The organism is Rubrivivax sp. A210, assembly GCF_904426505.1.
Taxonomy (GTDB): domain Bacteria; phylum Pseudomonadota; class Gammaproteobacteria; order Burkholderiales; family Burkholderiaceae_C; genus Rubrivivax.
Genome location: NZ_CAJGBN010000001.1, coordinates 692,746 through 708,697 on the forward strand (window position 1 = coordinate 692,746; position 15,952 = coordinate 708,697).

Here is a 15,952-nt window from a genome sequence, read left to right on the forward strand (position 1 = left end):
CATGAAGAACATCGACACGTCGCGCGTCAGCTTCGACCCGGCGAAGAACTTCAGCCGCGTGCTCAAGCAGCAGGGCCGAGTGGAACTCGACGCCGACTGGAACGAGCAGGCCGCCCTCATGCTGCACACGCTGCGCCTGATGATGGCCGACCTGGTTGGCCCCTTCGCCGGCCCCTCGCACACGCATGGCTTTCGGGTGCTGCTGCCGGGCCTGAAGACGCCCCACGAGATCGACGAGCCGACGCAGCAGCTGCTGCAACGCTGCGGCCCGGGCGAACTGGTGCTGACGCGCGGCCGCTACTACGTCGATGGCCTGCTGTGCGAGAACCACGCGCCTTTGCTCTATCGCTGGCCCGCCGGAGACGCGCCCGGCCACCACCACCTGGTCTTTCTGGACGTGTGGGAGCGCGAGGTCACGGCGCTGGAGGACGCCAGCCTGCTCGAGCCTGCACTGGGCGGCGCCGACACCACGGCACGCGCGCAGGTGACATGGGCCGTGAGGACGCTGGCCGTCCCAAGCCGGTCACGAAGCGGGCAGGCGCAAAACGGCTGCCAGGCCGACATGTCGCCGAGCTGGTCCGAGCACCTGGAGGCGCTTCAACCCAAGCACCGCGGGGCCCTGGCGGTACGCACCCGGCCCGACGGCTGGGAATCGGGCCTGGACGAGACGGACGCCGAACCCGGCACCTACCGTGGCGTGGAGAACCAGCTCTACCGCATCGAAATCCACCGCGGCGGCCCCACCGGCTGTCCACAGCCGCCCACGTTCAAATGGTCGCGCGACAACGGCACGGTGGCCTTTGGCGTCGAGTCCATCACGGCGCCGAATGACGGTCAGTTGATCGTCACTTTGGCCGCCGCGCCGCTGGACTCGGCCAGCCCGCTGGCGGCGGGCCAATGGGTCGAGATCGAGAACCTACCCGACCTCTGGCAAAGCCTCCAGGGCCGGCTGCTCCAAATCGCCGAGATCGATGAAGCCCAGCAGCAGCTGACGCTGCTGCGACCGGCCGGCGCCCCCAGCGAGGCCGGGGCCTCCAGAGCCGCGGCCGACGACAGCGGACTTGGCTGCGCGCAAGCCCGCACGGTGCTGCGCCGCTGGGACCAGTCGGGCGCACGCGGCAGAGGCAGTGAGCGCGGTGAACGAGGTGAACGAGGTGAAGGGCTGATCGATGGCGCCGTCCCCATCGAAGAAGGCGCCTGGCTGCCGCTGGAGAACGGCATCGAAGTGCGCTTCGACAAGCACCCAGGCCACCGCTACCGGGCTGGCGACTACTGGCTGGTCGCCGCACGCGTGGTCACCGCAGACGTGCTGTGGCCGCGCCATGAGGGCAAGCCCAGGGCGCTGCCTCCCATGGGTGTGCAGCACCACTACGCGCCTCTGGCACTGGTGACGGTGTCGGCCAACCGCAGCGAACTCGTTGCCCCACTCACACGCGGCTTCAGCTACCAACGCGTGAAGGAACTCGGGCGCGACGTGCTTGCGCGCGACGGGGACTGAGGCCATGAGCGCCGCCCAAGAGTGCCCCGGCTGCGGCCGTCCGATCGAGGCGGCGCAGGAGCCCGTGCCGCAGTGCGAGCTGCTGCTCAACCGCAACGACCCGCAGCGCTGCGCCTGGCGTGCGCGCCACGTGACCCAGCCCGCGCCAGTGGCAGTGGCGGTGGCTGCGCCGGAGGCCCCGCCGCCGCCCCCACCTTGTTCGCCGCCAACGCGGCCAACCCCGGCACCCCAGGCACCACCTGCGCCGCCTGCGCCCGAAGCGCCGCCGCCGCCGCCGCCGCCACCGCCGCCGCCGCCGGCCACGCCGCCTACGCCGCCCCCTGTCGCCGCGCGCAAACGCTCGCGCTGGCTGCTGCCTGTCACCATGCTGATCGGCGCGCTGGTGTTCGGCGCCTGGCTCGTCGGCCGGTCAGGCCGTCAGCCGGTCGTGTCGGCGCCGCAGCCCGCGGCGTCGGGGGCCGCATCGGCACCTGCGACACAAGCTCCCCCGGCATCGGCGGCAGCTTCGGCAGCCCTGGTCGCCACGTCAACGACCGCCCCACCGGCCGCAGCACCCACGAGGCCGCGATCCGGTGCCGCCCCGGTGCGACCACGCCACACAGAACTCGAGCGCGTGGCCGTCCCGGAGACACCCGCCAGTGCCGCCATGCCTGTGCAAGACGCCGCGCCGCCGCCCGCGTCAGCCGCCGAGCCGCCCAAGCCTGCCGAGACCTACCTCGAGGCCTGTACCCGCCAATCGGCTGGCGGCATCGGCAAGACCACGCGCATCTACGTGTGCATGAAGCGCAAGTGCTGCGGCACCAACGTGGCCCGCGAGCCATCCTGCCTGGCCTACCACCAGAGCAGTGCTGGGCTGCCCTGCTTGCCGCACGACTGAGAGTGACCGTCGCCCATACCGTCAGAAAATCTCGGCTTGCCGGTGATCGTGAACCGTGGCTTGCGCGGCGCCGCCCGCCTGCGATCCTTGGCCGCCCCTTCGCGCGCAGCCAAGCTTGCCTCGCCCCCTTCAGCGCAAGGCCCGGGCGTGGTGCTCGAGGTGCTCGCCGATGAAGCTGGCGATGAAGTAGTAGCTGTGGTCGTAGCCCGGCTGGCGGCGCAGCGTCAGCGGGTGGCCCGCTGCCGCGCAAGCCGCCTCCAGCCATTCGGGCTTCAGCTGCCCGTCGAGGAATTCGTCGGCCCCACCCTGGTCGACCAGCAGCGGCAGCCGCTCGGCGGCGCCGGCGATCAGCGCCGTCGTGTCGTGCGCGGCCCAGGTGCTTTCATCGTCGCCCAGGTAGGCGGCGAAGGCCTTGCGGCCCCAGGGCACCCGCGCCGGCGCGACGATGGGCGAGAACGCCGAGACGCTGGCGTAGCGCCCCGGGTGGCGCAGCGCCAGCGTCAGCGCGCCGTGGCCGCCCATCGAGTGGCCGAAGATGCCGCGCCGGCCGGTCGTGGCAGCGTGCTGCTCCACCAGCGCCGGCAGCTCGTCCACCACGTAGCTCTCCATGCGGTAGTGGCGCGCCCAGGGCTCGCGGGTCGCGTCGAGGTAGAAGCCGGCACCTTGCCCCAGGTCGTAGGCCGGGTCGTCGGCGACACCCAGGCTGCCGCCGGGATCACGCGGGCTGGTGTCGGGTGCCACCAGGATCAGCCCCAGCCGCGCCGCGTGCGCCTGGGCACCGGCCTTGGTGATGAAGTTCTGTTCGCTGCAGGTCAGGCCTGAAAGCCAGTACAGCACCGGGCACTTCTCTCCGGCCAGCGCCTGCGGCGGCAGGTACAGCCCGAAGCGCATCGCGCAGCCCAGCGTGGTCGAGTCGTGGCGCCAGACTTCCTGGCGGCCACCCGATGAAGCGTGTTGTTCGACGCGTTCCACGGCCCGGCCCTCAGTAATGCACGACGCTGCGGATCGACTTGCCCGCGTGCATCAGCTCGAAAGCTTCGTTGATGTCGGGCAGCGGCATGGTGTGGGTGACGAAGGGCTCCAGCCGGATGCGGCCGGCCATCGCATCCTCGACCATGCCCGGCAGCTCGCTGCGGCCCTTGACGCCGCCGAAAGCAGAACCCAGCCAGCGCCGGCCGGTGACGAGCTGGAACGGCCGCGTCGAGATCTCCTGCCCGGCGCCGGCCACGCCGATCACGACCGACTGGCCCCAGCCGCGGTGGGCGCTCTCGAGCGCCGCCCGCATCACATGCACATTGCCGATGCATTCGAACGAATGATCGACGCCCCAGCCGGTCATCTCGACGATGACCTGCTGGACCGGCTTGTCGAAGTCCTTGGGGTTGACGCAGTCGGTGGCGCCGAAGGTGCGCGCGAGATCGAACTTGGTCGGGTTGGTGTCGACGGCGATGATGCGGCCGGCGCCGGCCAGCTGCGCGCCGTGTACCACCGCCAGGCCGATGCCGCCCAGGCCGAAGACCGCGACGCTGTCACCGGGCTGCACCTTGGCGGTGTTCTTCACCGCGCCAAGCCCGGTGGTGACGCCGCAGCCCAGCAGGCAGACCTGCTCCGGGTTGGCATCGGGGTTGACCTTGGCCAGCGAGACCGCGGCCACGACGGTGTACTCGCTGAAGGTCGAGCAGCCCATGTAGTGGTAGAGCGGCTGGCCGTTGTAGGAAAAGCGCGTCGTGCCGTCGGGCATCACGCCCTTGCCCTGGGTCGCGCGCACCGCGACGCAGAGGTTGGTCTTGCCCGACTTGCAGAACAGGCACTCGCCGCACTCGGCGGTGTACAGCGGGATCACGTGGTCGCCGGGCCGGACGCTGGTGACGCCCTCGCCAACCTCGATCACGATGCCCGCGCCTTCGTGGCCCAGCACCACCGGGAACAGGCCTTCGGGGTCGTCGCCGCTGAGCGTGAAGGCGTCGGTGTGGCACACGCCGGTGTGGGTGATCTTCACCAGCACCTCGCCCTTCTTGGGCGGCGCAACGTCGATCTCGACGATCTGCAGCGGCTGGCCGGCTGCGAAGGCGACGGCGGCGCGGGATTTCATGGTCAGGTCTCCTGGAGGGGTGTTGTGGCGAAGGACGGTTTCAGCGGGTGAAGGAGCGCACCAGCACGACGAGTCGGTCGATCTCGGCTTGCGGGTTGGCGGCCGGCGCGGCACGGTCGGCACTGGCGCCGAAGCGCTCGCGCAGATGGCCTTCGAGCACGTCGGCCATCAGACCGTGCGCGGCGCCGCGCAGCGCGGCCAGCTGCTGCAGCAAATCGCCGCAATCGGTGCCGGCTACGACCGCACGTTCCATCGCCTCGGCCTGACCCTTGATGCGGCGCAGCCGGGTGACGACACGTTTGCGTTCGGCCGTCGAGTGCGGCATGCGGCAGGCCCCAATGTACTGGGGGGGAGTATAGAGGAGAGGCAGGCAGCGTGCGCGTTCGCCTCAGAACCGGATCCCCGGCCTTGAAGGCTGGTGCGCGCCAAGGACAGCTGGCCGGCGCAGGGCAAACGATCCCGGCCTGTTAAGTGGCGCGGCCGCAGAAGCCGCCGGCAGCCAAGCACGGCAAGAGCCGCGATGCACCACAGGTCAGCGCTGCACAGCAGCCCGATGGCTAGCGCACAGGAATCGGCGTAGCCCTGTCCACCGGCACGGCCGTGACACTGTTCTGAGGCGAGCCCTCGATGACCCGGTCCGAGTAGGTGAGGTAGACGAGTGTGTTGCGCGGTGCATCGACCATGCGCACGACGCGAAGGCGCTTGAATACCAGCGAGATGCGCTCATTGAACATCTCGTCCTCCCGCTTGAGCGGCTTCGGGAAGGAAATGGCGCCAGTCTGACGGCAGGCGATGGATGCCTCGGCCTTGTCTTCGGCCAGGCCGAGCCCCCCTTTAATGCCCCCGGTCTTGGCCCGCGACACGTAGCAGGTGACTCCCTTGACCCCCGGATCGTCATACGCATCGACGACGATCTTGTGGTCCGGGCCTATGAGCTTGAACACGGTGTCGACTTCGCCGATTCGCTGGGCGTGGACGGCGACGGCGGTGGCCAGCAGGGTCAGGCAGAAAATGAGCTTCATGCCGGCATTGTGAGCGGCGAGGGCAGGCCGCGTGCCCGCGGCCCCGTCGAGGAGTCCACCCTCATTGGAGAGGCCATCCCGGTACCCGTTGAGGACAGCTGAAGGAACGGCAACCTGCGACTTCGAGACGCCCAGCGAGCGGCCTCAGTGCCCGGGCTCGATCACGGGCCTCGAACCGTCCGACACTTCGCTTGCAGGTGCTCGGATACCGTCACATCAACCCTCAGGGCGCCTGGGAGGAGGCTGGTTCACGCGCGACGCCTTTGGACGCCAAGTCCTTGTCCCTAGAGCGAAAACGGATAGTTCTGGGGGATGGCCGGAAGCACCTCGGGACGATCTTGGCTCACTCCCACTCGATGGTGGCCGGCGGCTTGCTGCTCACGTCGTAGGCAACGCGGTTGATGCCGCGCACCTCGTTGATGATGCGGCTGGACACCTTCTTCAGCAGTGCATACGGCAGTTCGGCCCAGTCGGCGGTCATGAAGTCGCTGGTCTGCACCGCGCGCAGCGCCACCACATGCTCGTAGGTGCGGCCGTCGCCCATCACGCCCACGCTTCGCACCGGCAGGAAGACCGCGAAGGCCTGGCTGGTGAGTTCGTACCAGTTGCGGCCGCTGGCGGGGTCAACGAAGTTGCGCAGTTCCTCGATGAAGATGGCATCGGCCCGGCGCAGCAGATCAGCGTACTCGGCCTTGACCTCGCCCAGGATGCGCACGCCCAGACCCGGCCCCGGGAAGGGGTGGCGGTAGACCATCTCGGGTGGCAGGCCCAAGGCGACGCCGAGTTCGCGCACCTCGTCCTTGAACAGGTCGCGCAGCGGCTCCAGCAGCTTGAGCCCCAGCGTCGCGGGCAGGCCGCCGACGTTGTGATGGCTCTTGATCGAAGTCGCCTTCTTGCTCTTGGCGCCGCCCGACTCGATGACATCGGGGTAGATCGTGCCCTGGGCCAGCCACTTGGCGTTGGCGAGCTTCTTCGCCTCGGCCTGGAAGACCTCGACGAATTCGCGGCCGATGATCTTGCGCTTGGCCTCGGGGTCGGTAACGCCCTTCAAGTGGCCCAGGAACTGCTCGCTGGCATCGACGTGGATGACCTTGGCGTGCAGGCGGCCAACGAACATGTCCATCACCATGCGGCCTTCGTCCAGGCGCAGCAGGCCGTGGTCGACGAAGACGCAGGTGAGCTGGTCTCCAATGGCGCGGTGGATCAGCGCCGCGGCCACGCTGGAATCGACGCCGCCGCTCAGGCCCAGGATGACCTCCTCGCTGCCCACCTGCTCGCGGATCCTGGCCACCGCCTCGGCAATGTGGTCGCGCATCACCCAGTCGGGCTTCGCGCCGGCTATCCCGAGCACAAAGCGCTCGATCAGCGCCCGGCCCTGCAGCGTGTGCGTCACCTCGGGGTGGAACTGCACGCCGTAGTAGCCGCGCGCCTCATCGGCCATGCCGGCAATGGGGCAGCTGGGCGTGCTGGCCATGAGCTTGAAGCCCGGCGGCAGCGCCGTGACCTTGTCGCCGTGGCTCATCCAGACCTTGAGCATGCCGTGGCCGGCCTCGGTGGAGAAATCCTCGATGCCCTGCAGCAGCCGCGTGTGGCCGTGGGCGCGCACCTCGGCATAGCCGAATTCGCGGTGGCTGCTGGCCTCGACCTGCCCGCCCTGCTGCACCGCCATCGTGAACATGCCGTAGCAGATGCCCAGCACCGGCACGCCCAGCTCCCACACGGCCGCCGGTGCGCGCAGCTCGTGCTCTTCATAGGTGCTGGCATGGCTGCCCGAGAGGATGATGGCCTTCGGCGCGAACTCGCGCACGAAGGCGTCGCCCACGTCGTTGGGGTGGATCTCGCAATAGACATGCGCCTCGCGCACGCGGCGGGCGATGAGCTGGGTGACTTGCGAGCCGAAGTCGAGGATGAGGATCTTGTCGTGCATGGTGGGTGGCTTCGCGCCATGTCAAAAAAGGGCCGGCCCGCAGGCGCTGCGGGCCGGTCGACAACTGCCCGCGGCGGGCCGCGGCATCAGTCGGCGCGGTAGTTGGGCGCTTCCTTGGTGATCTGCACGTCGTGCACGTGGCTTTCGCGGATGCCGGCTGTGGTGATCTCGACGAACTCGGCGCGCTCGTGCATTTCGGCGATGGTGGCGCAGCCGCAATAGCCCATCGAGGCGCGCACGCCGCCGGCCAGCTGGTGGATGATGGCCACCATCGTGCCCTTGTAGGGCACGCGGCCTTCTATGCCTTCGGGCACCAGCTTGTCGGCGTTGGGGTTGACGTTCTCGTCGCTTTCCTGGAAGTAGCGGTCGGCCGAACCCGCCTTCATCGCGCCGATGGAGCCCATGCCGCGGTAGCTCTTGTAGCTGCGGCCCTGGAACAGGATGACCTCGCCCGGCGCTTCCTCGGTGCCAGCGAACATGCCGCCCATCATCACGCTGCCGGCACCGGCCGCCAGCGCCTTGGCGATGTCGCCCGAGTAGCGGATGCCGCCGTCAGCGATCAGCGGCACGCCACTGCCGCGCAAGGCCGTGGCCACGCTGTCGATGGCCATGATCTGCGGCACACCGACCCCCGCGACGATGCGCGTGGTGCAGATCGAGCCCGGGCCTATGCCCACCTTCACCGCGTCGGCACCGGCCTCGACCAGGGCCAGCGCGGCGGCGCCGGTGGCGATGTTGCCGCCGATCACATCGACCTGCGGATACTGGCGCTTGACCCAGCGCACGCGCTCGATGACACCGGCGCTGTGGCCGTGGGCGGTGTCGACCACCAGGGCGTCGACGCCGGCCTTGACGAGCAGTTCGACGCGCTCTTCCGTGCCCTCGCCCACGCCGACGGCAGCACCCACGCGCAGCTTGCCCTGGGCATCGCGCGCCGCGTCGGGGAAATTGGTCTGCTTGGTGATGTCCTTGACGGTCATCAGCCCGCGCAGCTCGAAGGCATCGTTCACCACCAGCACGCGCTCGAGGCGGTGCTTGTGCATCAGCGCCTTGCCTTCGGCCAGCGAGGCGCCCTCGCGCACCCAGATCAGGCGCTCGCGCGGCGTCATGATCTCGCGCACCGGCGCGTCCAGCCGCGTCTCGAAGCGCAGGTCGCGGTTGGTGACGATGCCCACCACGGTGCGGCCTTCGACCACCGGGAAGCCCGACACGCCGTGCTGGCGCGACAGCTCCATCACCTGGCGCACGGTGGCCTCGGGCGCCACCGTGATGGGGTCGCGCAGCAGGCCGGATTCATAGCGCTTGACGCGTGCCACCTCGGCCGCCTGCTGGCGTGGCGTAAGGTTCTTGTGGACGATGCCGATGCCGCCTTCCTGGGCGATGGCAATCGCCAGGCGGGCCTCGGTGACGGTGTCCATGGCCGCTGATACCAGCGGCAGATTGAGCGTGATGTTGCGCGACAGCTTGGTCGCGAGCTTGGTGTCGCGCGGCAACACTTGTGAATAGGCCGGCACCAACAACACGTCGTCGAAGGTGAGCGCTTTGCCGAGTAGGCGCATGCAATAGGCTCCAGACGCAAAAGTCGATTATAGAGAGGCCAAGGACATCGATCCGGCGCAGGCAAGGCCAGGACCCGCGTGTACAGGTGCGGCGAAGGCCGGACTAAACTTGAGGCATGCCGCGCCTGCCCTCCCCGCCCGCCCCATCCACCCCCGTCCGCCGCCGCGCCACCGCCGTGCTGGCCGGCCTGGTGCTCGCCGCGCTGGCCGCACCGGCGCTGGCGCAATGGGTCTGGCGCGACCGCGACGGCCAGGTCAATGCCAGCGACCGCCCGCCGCCGCGCGACATCGCCGAAAAAGACATCCTGGCCCGCCCCGTGCCCGAGGCCAGGCGCAGCGCGCCGCGCGCCGCCGATGCCGCATCGGGTGCCGCCTCGGCCGCCGCCCCGCTGGACCGCGAACTGCAGGCGCGCAAGCGCAATGCCGAGCAGGAACAGGCCGCACGCTCACGCGCCGACGAGGAACGTCTGGCCCAGCAGCGCGCCGAGAACTGCCGTAGCGCGCGCAGCCACATCAGCGCGCTGGAAAGCGGCCAGCGCATCGCCCGTGTCAACGACAAGGGCGAGCGCGAGATCATCGACGACCACACGCGCGCCGAAGACCTGCGCCGGGCGCGCGAGGTCGTGGCTGCCGATTGCCGTTGACAACCGCGGGCTAAGCCGGCGGGCCGCCCTCGCGGTGGCGCTTGTAGCGCTGGCGCCGCGCTTCCTTGGGATCGACGAGCAGCGGCCGGTAGACCTCGACACGGTCGCGCTCACGCAACGGCGTGCCCGGCTCGCAGCGCCGGCCCCACACGCCCAGGACAAGGCCACCGGGCACCAGGCCGTGGCGCTCGACGAGGCCGCTGGCGCGCAGCGCATCGTCCGCAGTGGCGCCCCTGGGCAGGCTCAGCGCCACCAGATCGGTGGCATCGGGGTGCGGGCAGTAGGCAACTTCGACGCTCAGCGTCTCAGCGTTTGCCATAGACCTGTTCGGCGCGGCGCACGAAAGAATCGACAAAGGTGTTGGCCACCTTGTCGAAGACCGGGCTCACCAGGGCCTCGAGGGTGCGGCTCGAGAAGGCATAGCGCAGGTCGAATTCAACCTTGCAGGCCTGCATCGTGCCATTGCCCAGCGGCGTGAAGAACCAGCTGCCGTCCAGCAGCGAGAAAGGGCCGTCCACCAGTTGCATGGTCACCGACTCGTCGGTCTTCTGCAGGTTGCGCGTGGTGAAGGCGTGGTGCAGGCCGTGGTAGGCCAGGCTCAGCCGTGCGGTCACGCCATCGTCGTGGCTTTCAATCAGCTCGGCGCGGTTGCACCAGGGCAGGAAGGCCGGGTAGTCCTGCACGGCCGTCACCAGCTCATACATCTCGCGGGGCGAGTACCACAGCAGGACAGACTTGCGCACGTGCTTCATACAATCCCACGATTGTAGGAGCGCGCCCCGGCTCCGCCCGACTGTCCATGATTGCATTCCTCACGCTACCCCCAGCCCTTACCGTAGGCCGCGCTCGCGGAACCTGATGTCCGCCATTGCCGAGAACCGCCGCGCCCGCTACGACTACGCCATCGAGGAACGCTACGAGGCCGGCATGGTGCTGGTCGGCTGGGAGATCAAGGCCATACGCGCCGGGCAGGTGCAGCTCACCGACGGCTATGTGCTGATCCGCGACGGCGAGCTCTTCCTCATCGGCTGCCGCATCAACGCGCTGCGCAGCGCTTCAACCCACGTCCACCCCGAGGCCGATCGCACCAAGAAGCTGCTGATGCACAAGGCCGAGATCCGCCGCCTCATCGGCAAGGTCGAGCAAAAGGGCTTCACGCTGGTGCCGCTGAACCTGCACTTCAAGGGCGGCCTCGTCAAGGCCGAGATCGCCCTGGCCAAGGGCAAGGCCCAGCACGACAAGCGCGACACCGAGAAGAAGCGCGACTGGGAGCGCGAGAAGGGCCGCCTGATGCGGCACAAGGTCTCGTCGGGCGGCAACAAGGGCTGAGCGGCACCCCGACATTGGGGCCGTCTTCAGCCTGCGGCCCGTGAATTCCTTCACAGTCGAGTGCTTAGAAGCCGCTTCGCCGACAACCTCGCCGGCAGGCAAACTCCTTTGGATGGTGGTTGTCAGCGGCCGGCCTTGCCTTACGATGATCCCCACTTTGCGCCAGGGACTTTGCCCGGCGCAGCCCGGCTCACCGCAAGAGGACAGCCCCCCATGCAACCCGACGCGCTGCCTACCCCCGCCGGCACCTGGCTCAGGCGCCTGGCCGGCTGGCTCCTGCTGGCCCTGCTGAGCCCCAGCTGGGCCGCCGTGGCCCCCGCGGCCGAGCCGCGCCACGCCCTCGTCGTCGGCAATGCCAACTACGCCAACGCGCCGCTGCTCAATTCCACCAACGACGCCAGCGCGGTGGCCAAGGTGCTCGAAAAAGCCGGCTTCAAGGTCGACCTGCGGCTCGATGCCTCGCAAAAGCAGATGCAGGAGGCCGTCACCGCCTTCGGCGACCGCCTCAAGGCCGGTGGCGCCGGGCTGTTCTACTTCGCCGGCCACGGCGTGCAGATCAAGGGCCGCAATTTCCTGATGCCGGTGGGCACCGAGATCAAGCGCGAGGACGAGGTGCCCTACAAGGCGGTCGACGTGCAGCAGGTGCTCGACAAGATGGAGACGGCCAAGAACCGCATCAATGTCGTCGTCCTCGACGCCTGCCGCGACAACCCCTTCGCGCGCAGTTCTCGCTCGGGCGGCGGCGGCCTGTCCTCGGTGGATGCGCCGATAGGCTCGCTGGTGGCCTTTGCCACCGCGCCCGGCAGCGTGGCCAGCGACGGCAAGGGCAGCAACGGCCTCTACACCCAGCACCTGCTGGCCAACATCGAGCGGCCCGGCATGTCCATCGAAGAGGTCTTCAAGCGCGTGCGCCTGGGCGTGCGGCTCGATTCCAACGGCCAGCAAATCCCCTGGGAAAGCACCTCGCTCGAAGGCGAATTCGTCTTCTTCGCGCCCCAGGCCAGTGCCAAGGGCGGGCCCACCACCCTGCCCGCGCCCCCCGGCATCGAGCACATCGCGCGTGCCGAGCGCGGCTACGAGCTGCTGCGCCAGGGCCTGGTCGACGACGCCGAGCGCATCTTCCGCGCCCTGGCCGGCACCGCCCACCCCGAGGTCGTCTGGATGGGCCGCGAAGGCCTGGCCGAGCTGCAGCTGCAGCGTGGCGACAGCGCCGGCGCCCTGGCCGAGGCCAACGACATCATCGCCAAGGCGCCCACGCGCAGTGCCGCCTACCTGATACGCGGCCGCTCGCTGGCCGCCGCCGGCCAGGCCCAGGCCGGCCAGGCCGCGCTGCAGCAGGCCGCCGGCAGCCAGACATCGGCCGATTTTTCCTGGCAGAAATCCAGCGCCCTGGTGGCAGTGGGCAATGCCCAGCGCAAGCAGGATCCGCAAGCCGCGGTCAAGACCTACGAGCGCGCGGCGCGCGAGAACCCGCAGTCCATCGAGGCTGCCAGCAATCTCGCCGTGGCGCTGAACGAGACCGGCCAGACCACCAAGGCAAGGCTGGTGCTCGAGCGCGCCAAGGCGCTGGACCCGAACGACGCCATGGTCGCCGCACTGCTGCGCCAGACGCAGGAAAACCTGGCCGATGAGCAGGATCGCGCACGCCAGCAGTACGTGGACGAGGCGGTCAAGGATCTGGCGGCGCGCTTTCGCAACCCGCCGCCGCGCCCGGCCGCCGCCGGCGCCCCCGACGACTGGACTTCGCCGGTGATGGCGCTCAGCGTGCTGCCCTTCCAGGACCAGACGCCGCCCGGCCACGTCGGCCGCATCGGCGTCGAGGCCCTCCTGCAGCAGGAACTGATCCGCGAACTGCAGGCGCGTGGCTACACCCTGGTCGAGCGCCGACTGCTCGACAAGGTGCTGGCCGAGGTCAGGCTCGGCAGTTCGGAACTGGCCGACCAGGACACCCAGATCAAGCTCGGCAAGCTGCTGGCGGCGCGGCTGATGGTCTCGGGCGTGCTCAGCGCCCAGGGCGCAGGGCTCAACGCCTCGTTGCGCGCCATCGACACCGAGACCACGCAGCTGGCGCTGGTCAAGTCCGACAGCAGCACCGGCGCGCCCGATCCGACCCGGCTGGCCGCCACGATGGCGCAGGCGGTGGCCGCGACGGTGCGCGACAAGTACCCGCTCAAGGGCCGCATCGTCTCGGTCGACGGCAGCACCGCCATCATCAACCTCGGCAAGAAGCACGGCATCGCCGCCGGCCAGAGCTTCAATGTGCTGAGCCGTGGCGAACCGATAGAACTCAACGGCCGCATCCTCGGCTACAAGGACAGCCGCATCGCCCAGATCACGGTCACCGAGGTCGACGAACTGCTGGCCCATGGCCGCGTCGCCGACGTCAAGGCCCCGCTGGAACGCAACCAGAGGATAGTCGCGCGCAAGGAATGAACCCCGCCCTGAACGCCTTGCTTGGCCCGCCGGCCGGTGCGCTGCACCGCGTCCGGCTGCTGGCTTTTCTGGGCGCTGTTTCGATGGCGGCGCTTCCCTTGTGCCTGCCGCTGCAGGCCCTGGCCGCCGGCGAAGCCACCGCCGCGCGCCTGCCGGCGGTGGTGGTGTGGGATTTCGACAACCAGACGCCGCCGGCGCTGATGGCCGCCAGCGGCGGCGCCGGCGCGCTCGGCTTCCTGCGCCGCTCGCTGTCGGAGAACCTTACCGCCACGCTGCTGCAGGTGGACGGCCTGCCGGTGGTCGAGCGCCAGCGGCTCAAGGATCTGCTGGCCGAGCAGCGCGTGGCCAGCAGCGAGCTGGCCGACGAGGACGCCCGCATCCGCCTGGGCCGCATCGTGGGCGCCGCGCGCATGGTGTTCGGCGGCTTCTTCGTCCTTGGCGACGAGGTGCAAGTCCATGTTCGGGTGGTTGACACCGCGAGCTCGCGCGTGGTCTTCTCGGACGAACTCAGCGCACCCCTGGCGGCGGTGATGCAGCAGGTCGAACCGCTCAACCGCCGCCTGGCTCGCGCCCTCGGCGGCCAGGCGGCCGGCCGCAGTTTCCCGGCCACCATCTGGCGTGCCTACGATGAGGCGCTGGCGCTGGCCGACGCCGGCCAGCTCGAACAGGCGATCGACGCCTTGCAGCGCCTGCTCCAGAAGCACAAGGATTTCGCCCCGGCCGAAAGGCAGCTCGTCACCCTCCTCGAAAAGTTGGCCCGACGCTAGTTCAAGGCAAGAAAACGATGCCCTCCTCCCCTGCTTTCCCCGCCTACCCCCGCCAGCCCCTCATGGGCTGTTCGGCGCTGACCCGGCCAGCACTGCAGCTACCGGCATTGGCAGCGCTGGCGGCCCTGCTGCTGGCCGCGCCCGCCTGGGCCCAGACCGCACCCAGCGCCGGCCAGCTGCTCGATGAAGTGCGGCGCAGCAACACTCCCGCGCTGCCCATGGCGCCGCCGCCGCGCCTGATCGAGGCCCCGGTGCGGCCCACCATCAACCTGCCCGAGGGCGCCAGCGTCGCCGTGTCCTCCTTCCGCATCGTCGGCGCCGTCTCCTTCCCGGCCGAGGAACTGGCGGCATTGGTCGCACCCTGGGCCGGCAAGCGGCTCGACATCGCCGGCCTCAACGAGGCCGCCGGCGCCATCACGCGCCGCTACCAGTCGGCCGGCCACCTGCTCAGCTACGCCTACCTGCCGGCCCAGCGCGTGGCCGATGGCGTGATCGAGCTGGCCGTGCTCGAAGGCCGCATCGAGGGCGTGCAGGTCGTCACCGCCCAGGACGCCCGCCTGCGCGACGAGGTCGTGCAGGCCCACACCGAGCGCCTCACCGCGCCGGGGCCGGTGCGCCAGGCCGATGTCGAGCGCCAGCTGCTGCTGCTCAATGACATTCCCGGCGTCACCGCGCGTGCCGCCTTCACCCCCGGCGCCAGCACCGGAGCCGCCGACGTGGTGGTCTCGGTGGCCGAGGACGAGCCGCTCGAGGTGCGCGCCGATGTCAGCAACCACGGTACCCGCGCCACCGGCACCTACCGCGCCGGCCTGAGCCTGCAGTTCCGCGATCTCTTCGGCTGGGGCGACACCAGCACGGCGCGCGCCCTGGTGTCCGAACGCGGCAGCCTGATCAGCGGCAGCCTCAACACCAGCGTGCCGGTGGGCGGCGACGGCTACAAGATCGGCGCCAGCCTGTCGCGCCTGAAGTACCAGCTATCGGGCCGCTTCCGCGATGTCGGCGCCGTCGGCTCGGCCGACGTGATCGGCGTGGACGCCAGCTACCCCTTCCTGCGCAGCGCCGAGGCCAGCATTGCCGTCAAGGCCAGCATCGAACACAGGCGCCTGAGCGATGCCAAGCTGGAGGAGCCCATCCCAGCCAGGCTCAAGACCAACGACGTGTTCGAACTCAGCTCCAGCTTCGATGTGCGCGACAGCCTGGGCGGCGCCTCGGCCGGCAGCGTCACCGCGTCCATGGGCCACCTCGACCAGGACGTGGGCGCCGCGGGCTGGCGCAAGGTGGGCGCGCTGGCCGCGCGCCAGCAGGCCCTGTTCGGGCCCTGGAGCCTCTACGGCCGGGTCGCCGCGCAGTACACCGGCAGCAATCTCGACAGCTCTGAGAAGTTCGGCCTCGCCGGCCCCGGCGCCGTGCGCGCCTACGCCTCGGGCGAGACCTCGGTCGACCTCGGCGCGCTGGGCAGTCTCGAGCTGCGCCACGCACAGGATCTGCTCGGCGGCAGCGTCGTGCTCTCAGCCTTCCATGATCTCGCTTATGGCCGCATCGACCGTTCGACGCAGAACGTGGCCGGCAACCGCGTGCGCCTGTCGGGCAGCGGCCTGGGCCTGGCCTGGTATGGCGGCGGCCTGGGCCTCAACGCCAGCCTGGCCTGGCCCGGCAAGCTCAAGCCCACGGTCGACCCAGGCGTTGGCCAGCCCCGCCTCTTCCTGCAGCTGTCGCTCACGCCATGAGCGTGGCCAGCCGCCACCCCCCGATGGCCCGCCCCGCCCGCGGCGCGGCCCGCCCCGGATCCGATCCCGACGCCTGA

The 15,952-nt window shown here is 69.8% G+C and carries 15 protein-coding genes; 7 read left to right on the top strand and 8 right to left on the bottom strand.

The features are described 5' to 3' along the window. The first annotated feature begins 1 nt into the window (after position 1). Positions 2–1,498, top strand: coding sequence for a DUF6519 domain-containing protein (locus JMV16_RS03040; RefSeq protein ID WP_201492655.1), 1,497 nt, complete (start codon positions 2–4; stop codon positions 1,496–1,498). 646 nt (positions 1,499–2,144) lie between these two features. Next, positions 2,145–2,375 carry a hypothetical protein gene (locus JMV16_RS03045; RefSeq protein WP_201492656.1) on the top strand — a complete coding sequence of 77 codons (231 nt, stop codon included), beginning with the start codon at positions 2,145–2,147 and terminating at the stop codon, positions 2,373–2,375. Between the two features lie 129 nt (positions 2,376–2,504). Here the strand turns inward: JMV16_RS03045 and fghA are convergent, their stop codons facing one another. From fghA to guaB, 6 genes are all read right to left on the bottom strand, one after another. Next, positions 2,505–3,347: an S-formylglutathione hydrolase gene (gene fghA / locus JMV16_RS03050; RefSeq protein ID WP_201492657.1), complete on the bottom strand. Its 843-nt coding sequence runs from the start codon at positions 3,345–3,347 to the stop codon at positions 2,505–2,507. 10 nt (positions 3,348–3,357) lie between these two features. After that, positions 3,358–4,467 (bottom strand): S-(hydroxymethyl)glutathione dehydrogenase/class III alcohol dehydrogenase, encoded by a 1,110-nt coding sequence (locus tag JMV16_RS03055; RefSeq protein WP_201492658.1) that lies wholly within the window; start codon positions 4,465–4,467, stop codon positions 3,358–3,360. Positions 4,468–4,507: 40 nt separating this feature from the next. Then, on the bottom strand, positions 4,508–4,792 hold the full coding sequence (locus JMV16_RS03060) for a metal/formaldehyde-sensitive transcriptional repressor (protein WP_201492659.1): 285 nt from the start codon (positions 4,790–4,792) through the stop codon (positions 4,508–4,510). 232 nt (positions 4,793–5,024) lie between these two features. Then, complete coding sequence (locus JMV16_RS03065; RefSeq protein WP_201492660.1) at positions 5,025–5,489, bottom strand: CreA family protein; 465 nt, start codon at positions 5,487–5,489, stop codon at positions 5,025–5,027. A gap of 343 nt (positions 5,490–5,832) precedes the next feature. Then, a complete protein-coding gene (guaA, locus tag JMV16_RS03070) occupies positions 5,833–7,416 on the bottom strand; it encodes a glutamine-hydrolyzing GMP synthase (protein ID WP_201492661.1) in 1,584 nt (527 codons plus the stop codon). 86 nt (positions 7,417–7,502) lie between these two features. Beyond that, positions 7,503–8,975: an IMP dehydrogenase gene (guaB, locus tag JMV16_RS03075; RefSeq protein WP_201492662.1), complete on the bottom strand. Its 1,473-nt coding sequence runs from the start codon at positions 8,973–8,975 to the stop codon at positions 7,503–7,505. A 116-nt stretch (positions 8,976–9,091) separates the two neighbouring features. Between guaB and JMV16_RS03080 the strand changes: the two genes are divergently transcribed. Next, positions 9,092–9,619 (top strand): DUF4124 domain-containing protein, encoded by a 528-nt coding sequence (locus tag JMV16_RS03080; RefSeq protein WP_201492663.1) that lies wholly within the window; start codon positions 9,092–9,094, stop codon positions 9,617–9,619. Positions 9,620–9,629: 10 nt separating this feature from the next. Here JMV16_RS03080 and JMV16_RS03085 read toward each other — a convergent pair whose 3' ends face one another. Further along, on the bottom strand, positions 9,630–9,938 hold the full coding sequence (locus tag JMV16_RS03085) for an RnfH family protein (RefSeq protein ID WP_201492664.1): 309 nt from the start codon (positions 9,936–9,938) through the stop codon (positions 9,630–9,632). Further along, the gene (locus JMV16_RS03090) at positions 9,925–10,371 is read right to left on the bottom strand and encodes a type II toxin-antitoxin system RatA family toxin (protein ID WP_201492665.1); all 447 of its coding nucleotides are present in this window, start codon (positions 10,369–10,371) and stop codon (positions 9,925–9,927) included. The genes JMV16_RS03085 and JMV16_RS03090 overlap by 14 nt, the downstream gene beginning before the upstream one ends. A 106-nt stretch (positions 10,372–10,477) precedes the next feature. On the opposite strand from JMV16_RS03090, the gene smpB reads away from it, so the two are divergent. The 4 genes from smpB (at position 10,478) to JMV16_RS03110 (ending at position 15,875) form a co-directional block, all read left to right on the top strand. Beyond that, positions 10,478–10,948 (top strand): SsrA-binding protein SmpB, encoded by a 471-nt coding sequence (gene smpB, locus JMV16_RS03095; RefSeq protein ID WP_201492666.1) that lies wholly within the window; start codon positions 10,478–10,480, stop codon positions 10,946–10,948. Between the two features lie 213 nt (positions 10,949–11,161). Further along, the gene (locus tag JMV16_RS03100) at positions 11,162–13,381 is read left to right on the top strand and encodes a caspase family protein (protein ID WP_201492667.1); all 2,220 of its coding nucleotides are present in this window, start codon (positions 11,162–11,164) and stop codon (positions 13,379–13,381) included. Beyond that, on the top strand, positions 13,378–14,148 hold the full coding sequence (locus tag JMV16_RS03105) for a CsgG/HfaB family protein (protein WP_201492668.1): 771 nt from the start codon (positions 13,378–13,380) through the stop codon (positions 14,146–14,148). The genes JMV16_RS03100 and JMV16_RS03105 overlap by 4 nt, the downstream gene beginning before the upstream one ends. Positions 14,149–14,165: 17 nt before the next feature. Next, on the top strand, positions 14,166–15,875 hold the full coding sequence (locus JMV16_RS03110) for a ShlB/FhaC/HecB family hemolysin secretion/activation protein (RefSeq protein WP_201492669.1): 1,710 nt from the start codon (positions 14,166–14,168) through the stop codon (positions 15,873–15,875). The last annotated feature ends 77 nt before the right edge of the window (positions 15,876–15,952 follow it).

Coding starts and splice junctions, on each gene's coding strand:
- JMV16_RS03085 (WP_201492664.1), bottom strand. CDS start 9,938: ATGGCAAACGCTGAGACGCTGAGCGTCGAAGTTGCCTACTGCCCGCAC.
- JMV16_RS03045 (WP_201492656.1), top strand. CDS start 2,145: ATGCCTGTGCAAGACGCCGCGCCGCCGCCCGCGTCAGCCGCCGAGCCG.
- JMV16_RS03065 (WP_201492660.1), bottom strand. CDS start 5,489: ATGAAGCTCATTTTCTGCCTGACCCTGCTGGCCACCGCCGTCGCCGTC.
- JMV16_RS03100 (WP_201492667.1), top strand. CDS start 11,162: ATGCAACCCGACGCGCTGCCTACCCCCGCCGGCACCTGGCTCAGGCGC.
- JMV16_RS03080 (WP_201492663.1), top strand. CDS start 9,092: ATGCCGCGCCTGCCCTCCCCGCCCGCCCCATCCACCCCCGTCCGCCGC.
- JMV16_RS03055 (WP_201492658.1), bottom strand. CDS start 4,467: ATGAAATCCCGCGCCGCCGTCGCCTTCGCAGCCGGCCAGCCGCTGCAG.
- guaB (WP_201492662.1), bottom strand. CDS start 8,975: ATGCGCCTACTCGGCAAAGCGCTCACCTTCGACGACGTGTTGTTGGTG.
- JMV16_RS03090 (WP_201492665.1), bottom strand. CDS start 10,371: ATGAAGCACGTGCGCAAGTCTGTCCTGCTGTGGTACTCGCCCCGCGAG.
- JMV16_RS03105 (WP_201492668.1), top strand. CDS start 13,378: ATGAACCCCGCCCTGAACGCCTTGCTTGGCCCGCCGGCCGGTGCGCTG.
- smpB (WP_201492666.1), top strand. CDS start 10,478: ATGTCCGCCATTGCCGAGAACCGCCGCGCCCGCTACGACTACGCCATC.
- JMV16_RS03110 (WP_201492669.1), top strand. CDS start 14,166: ATGCCCTCCTCCCCTGCTTTCCCCGCCTACCCCCGCCAGCCCCTCATG.
- JMV16_RS03040 (WP_201492655.1), top strand. CDS start 2: ATGAAGAACATCGACACGTCGCGCGTCAGCTTCGACCCGGCGAAGAAC.
- JMV16_RS03060 (WP_201492659.1), bottom strand. CDS start 4,792: ATGCCGCACTCGACGGCCGAACGCAAACGTGTCGTCACCCGGCTGCGC.
- guaA (WP_201492661.1), bottom strand. CDS start 7,416: ATGCACGACAAGATCCTCATCCTCGACTTCGGCTCGCAAGTCACCCAG.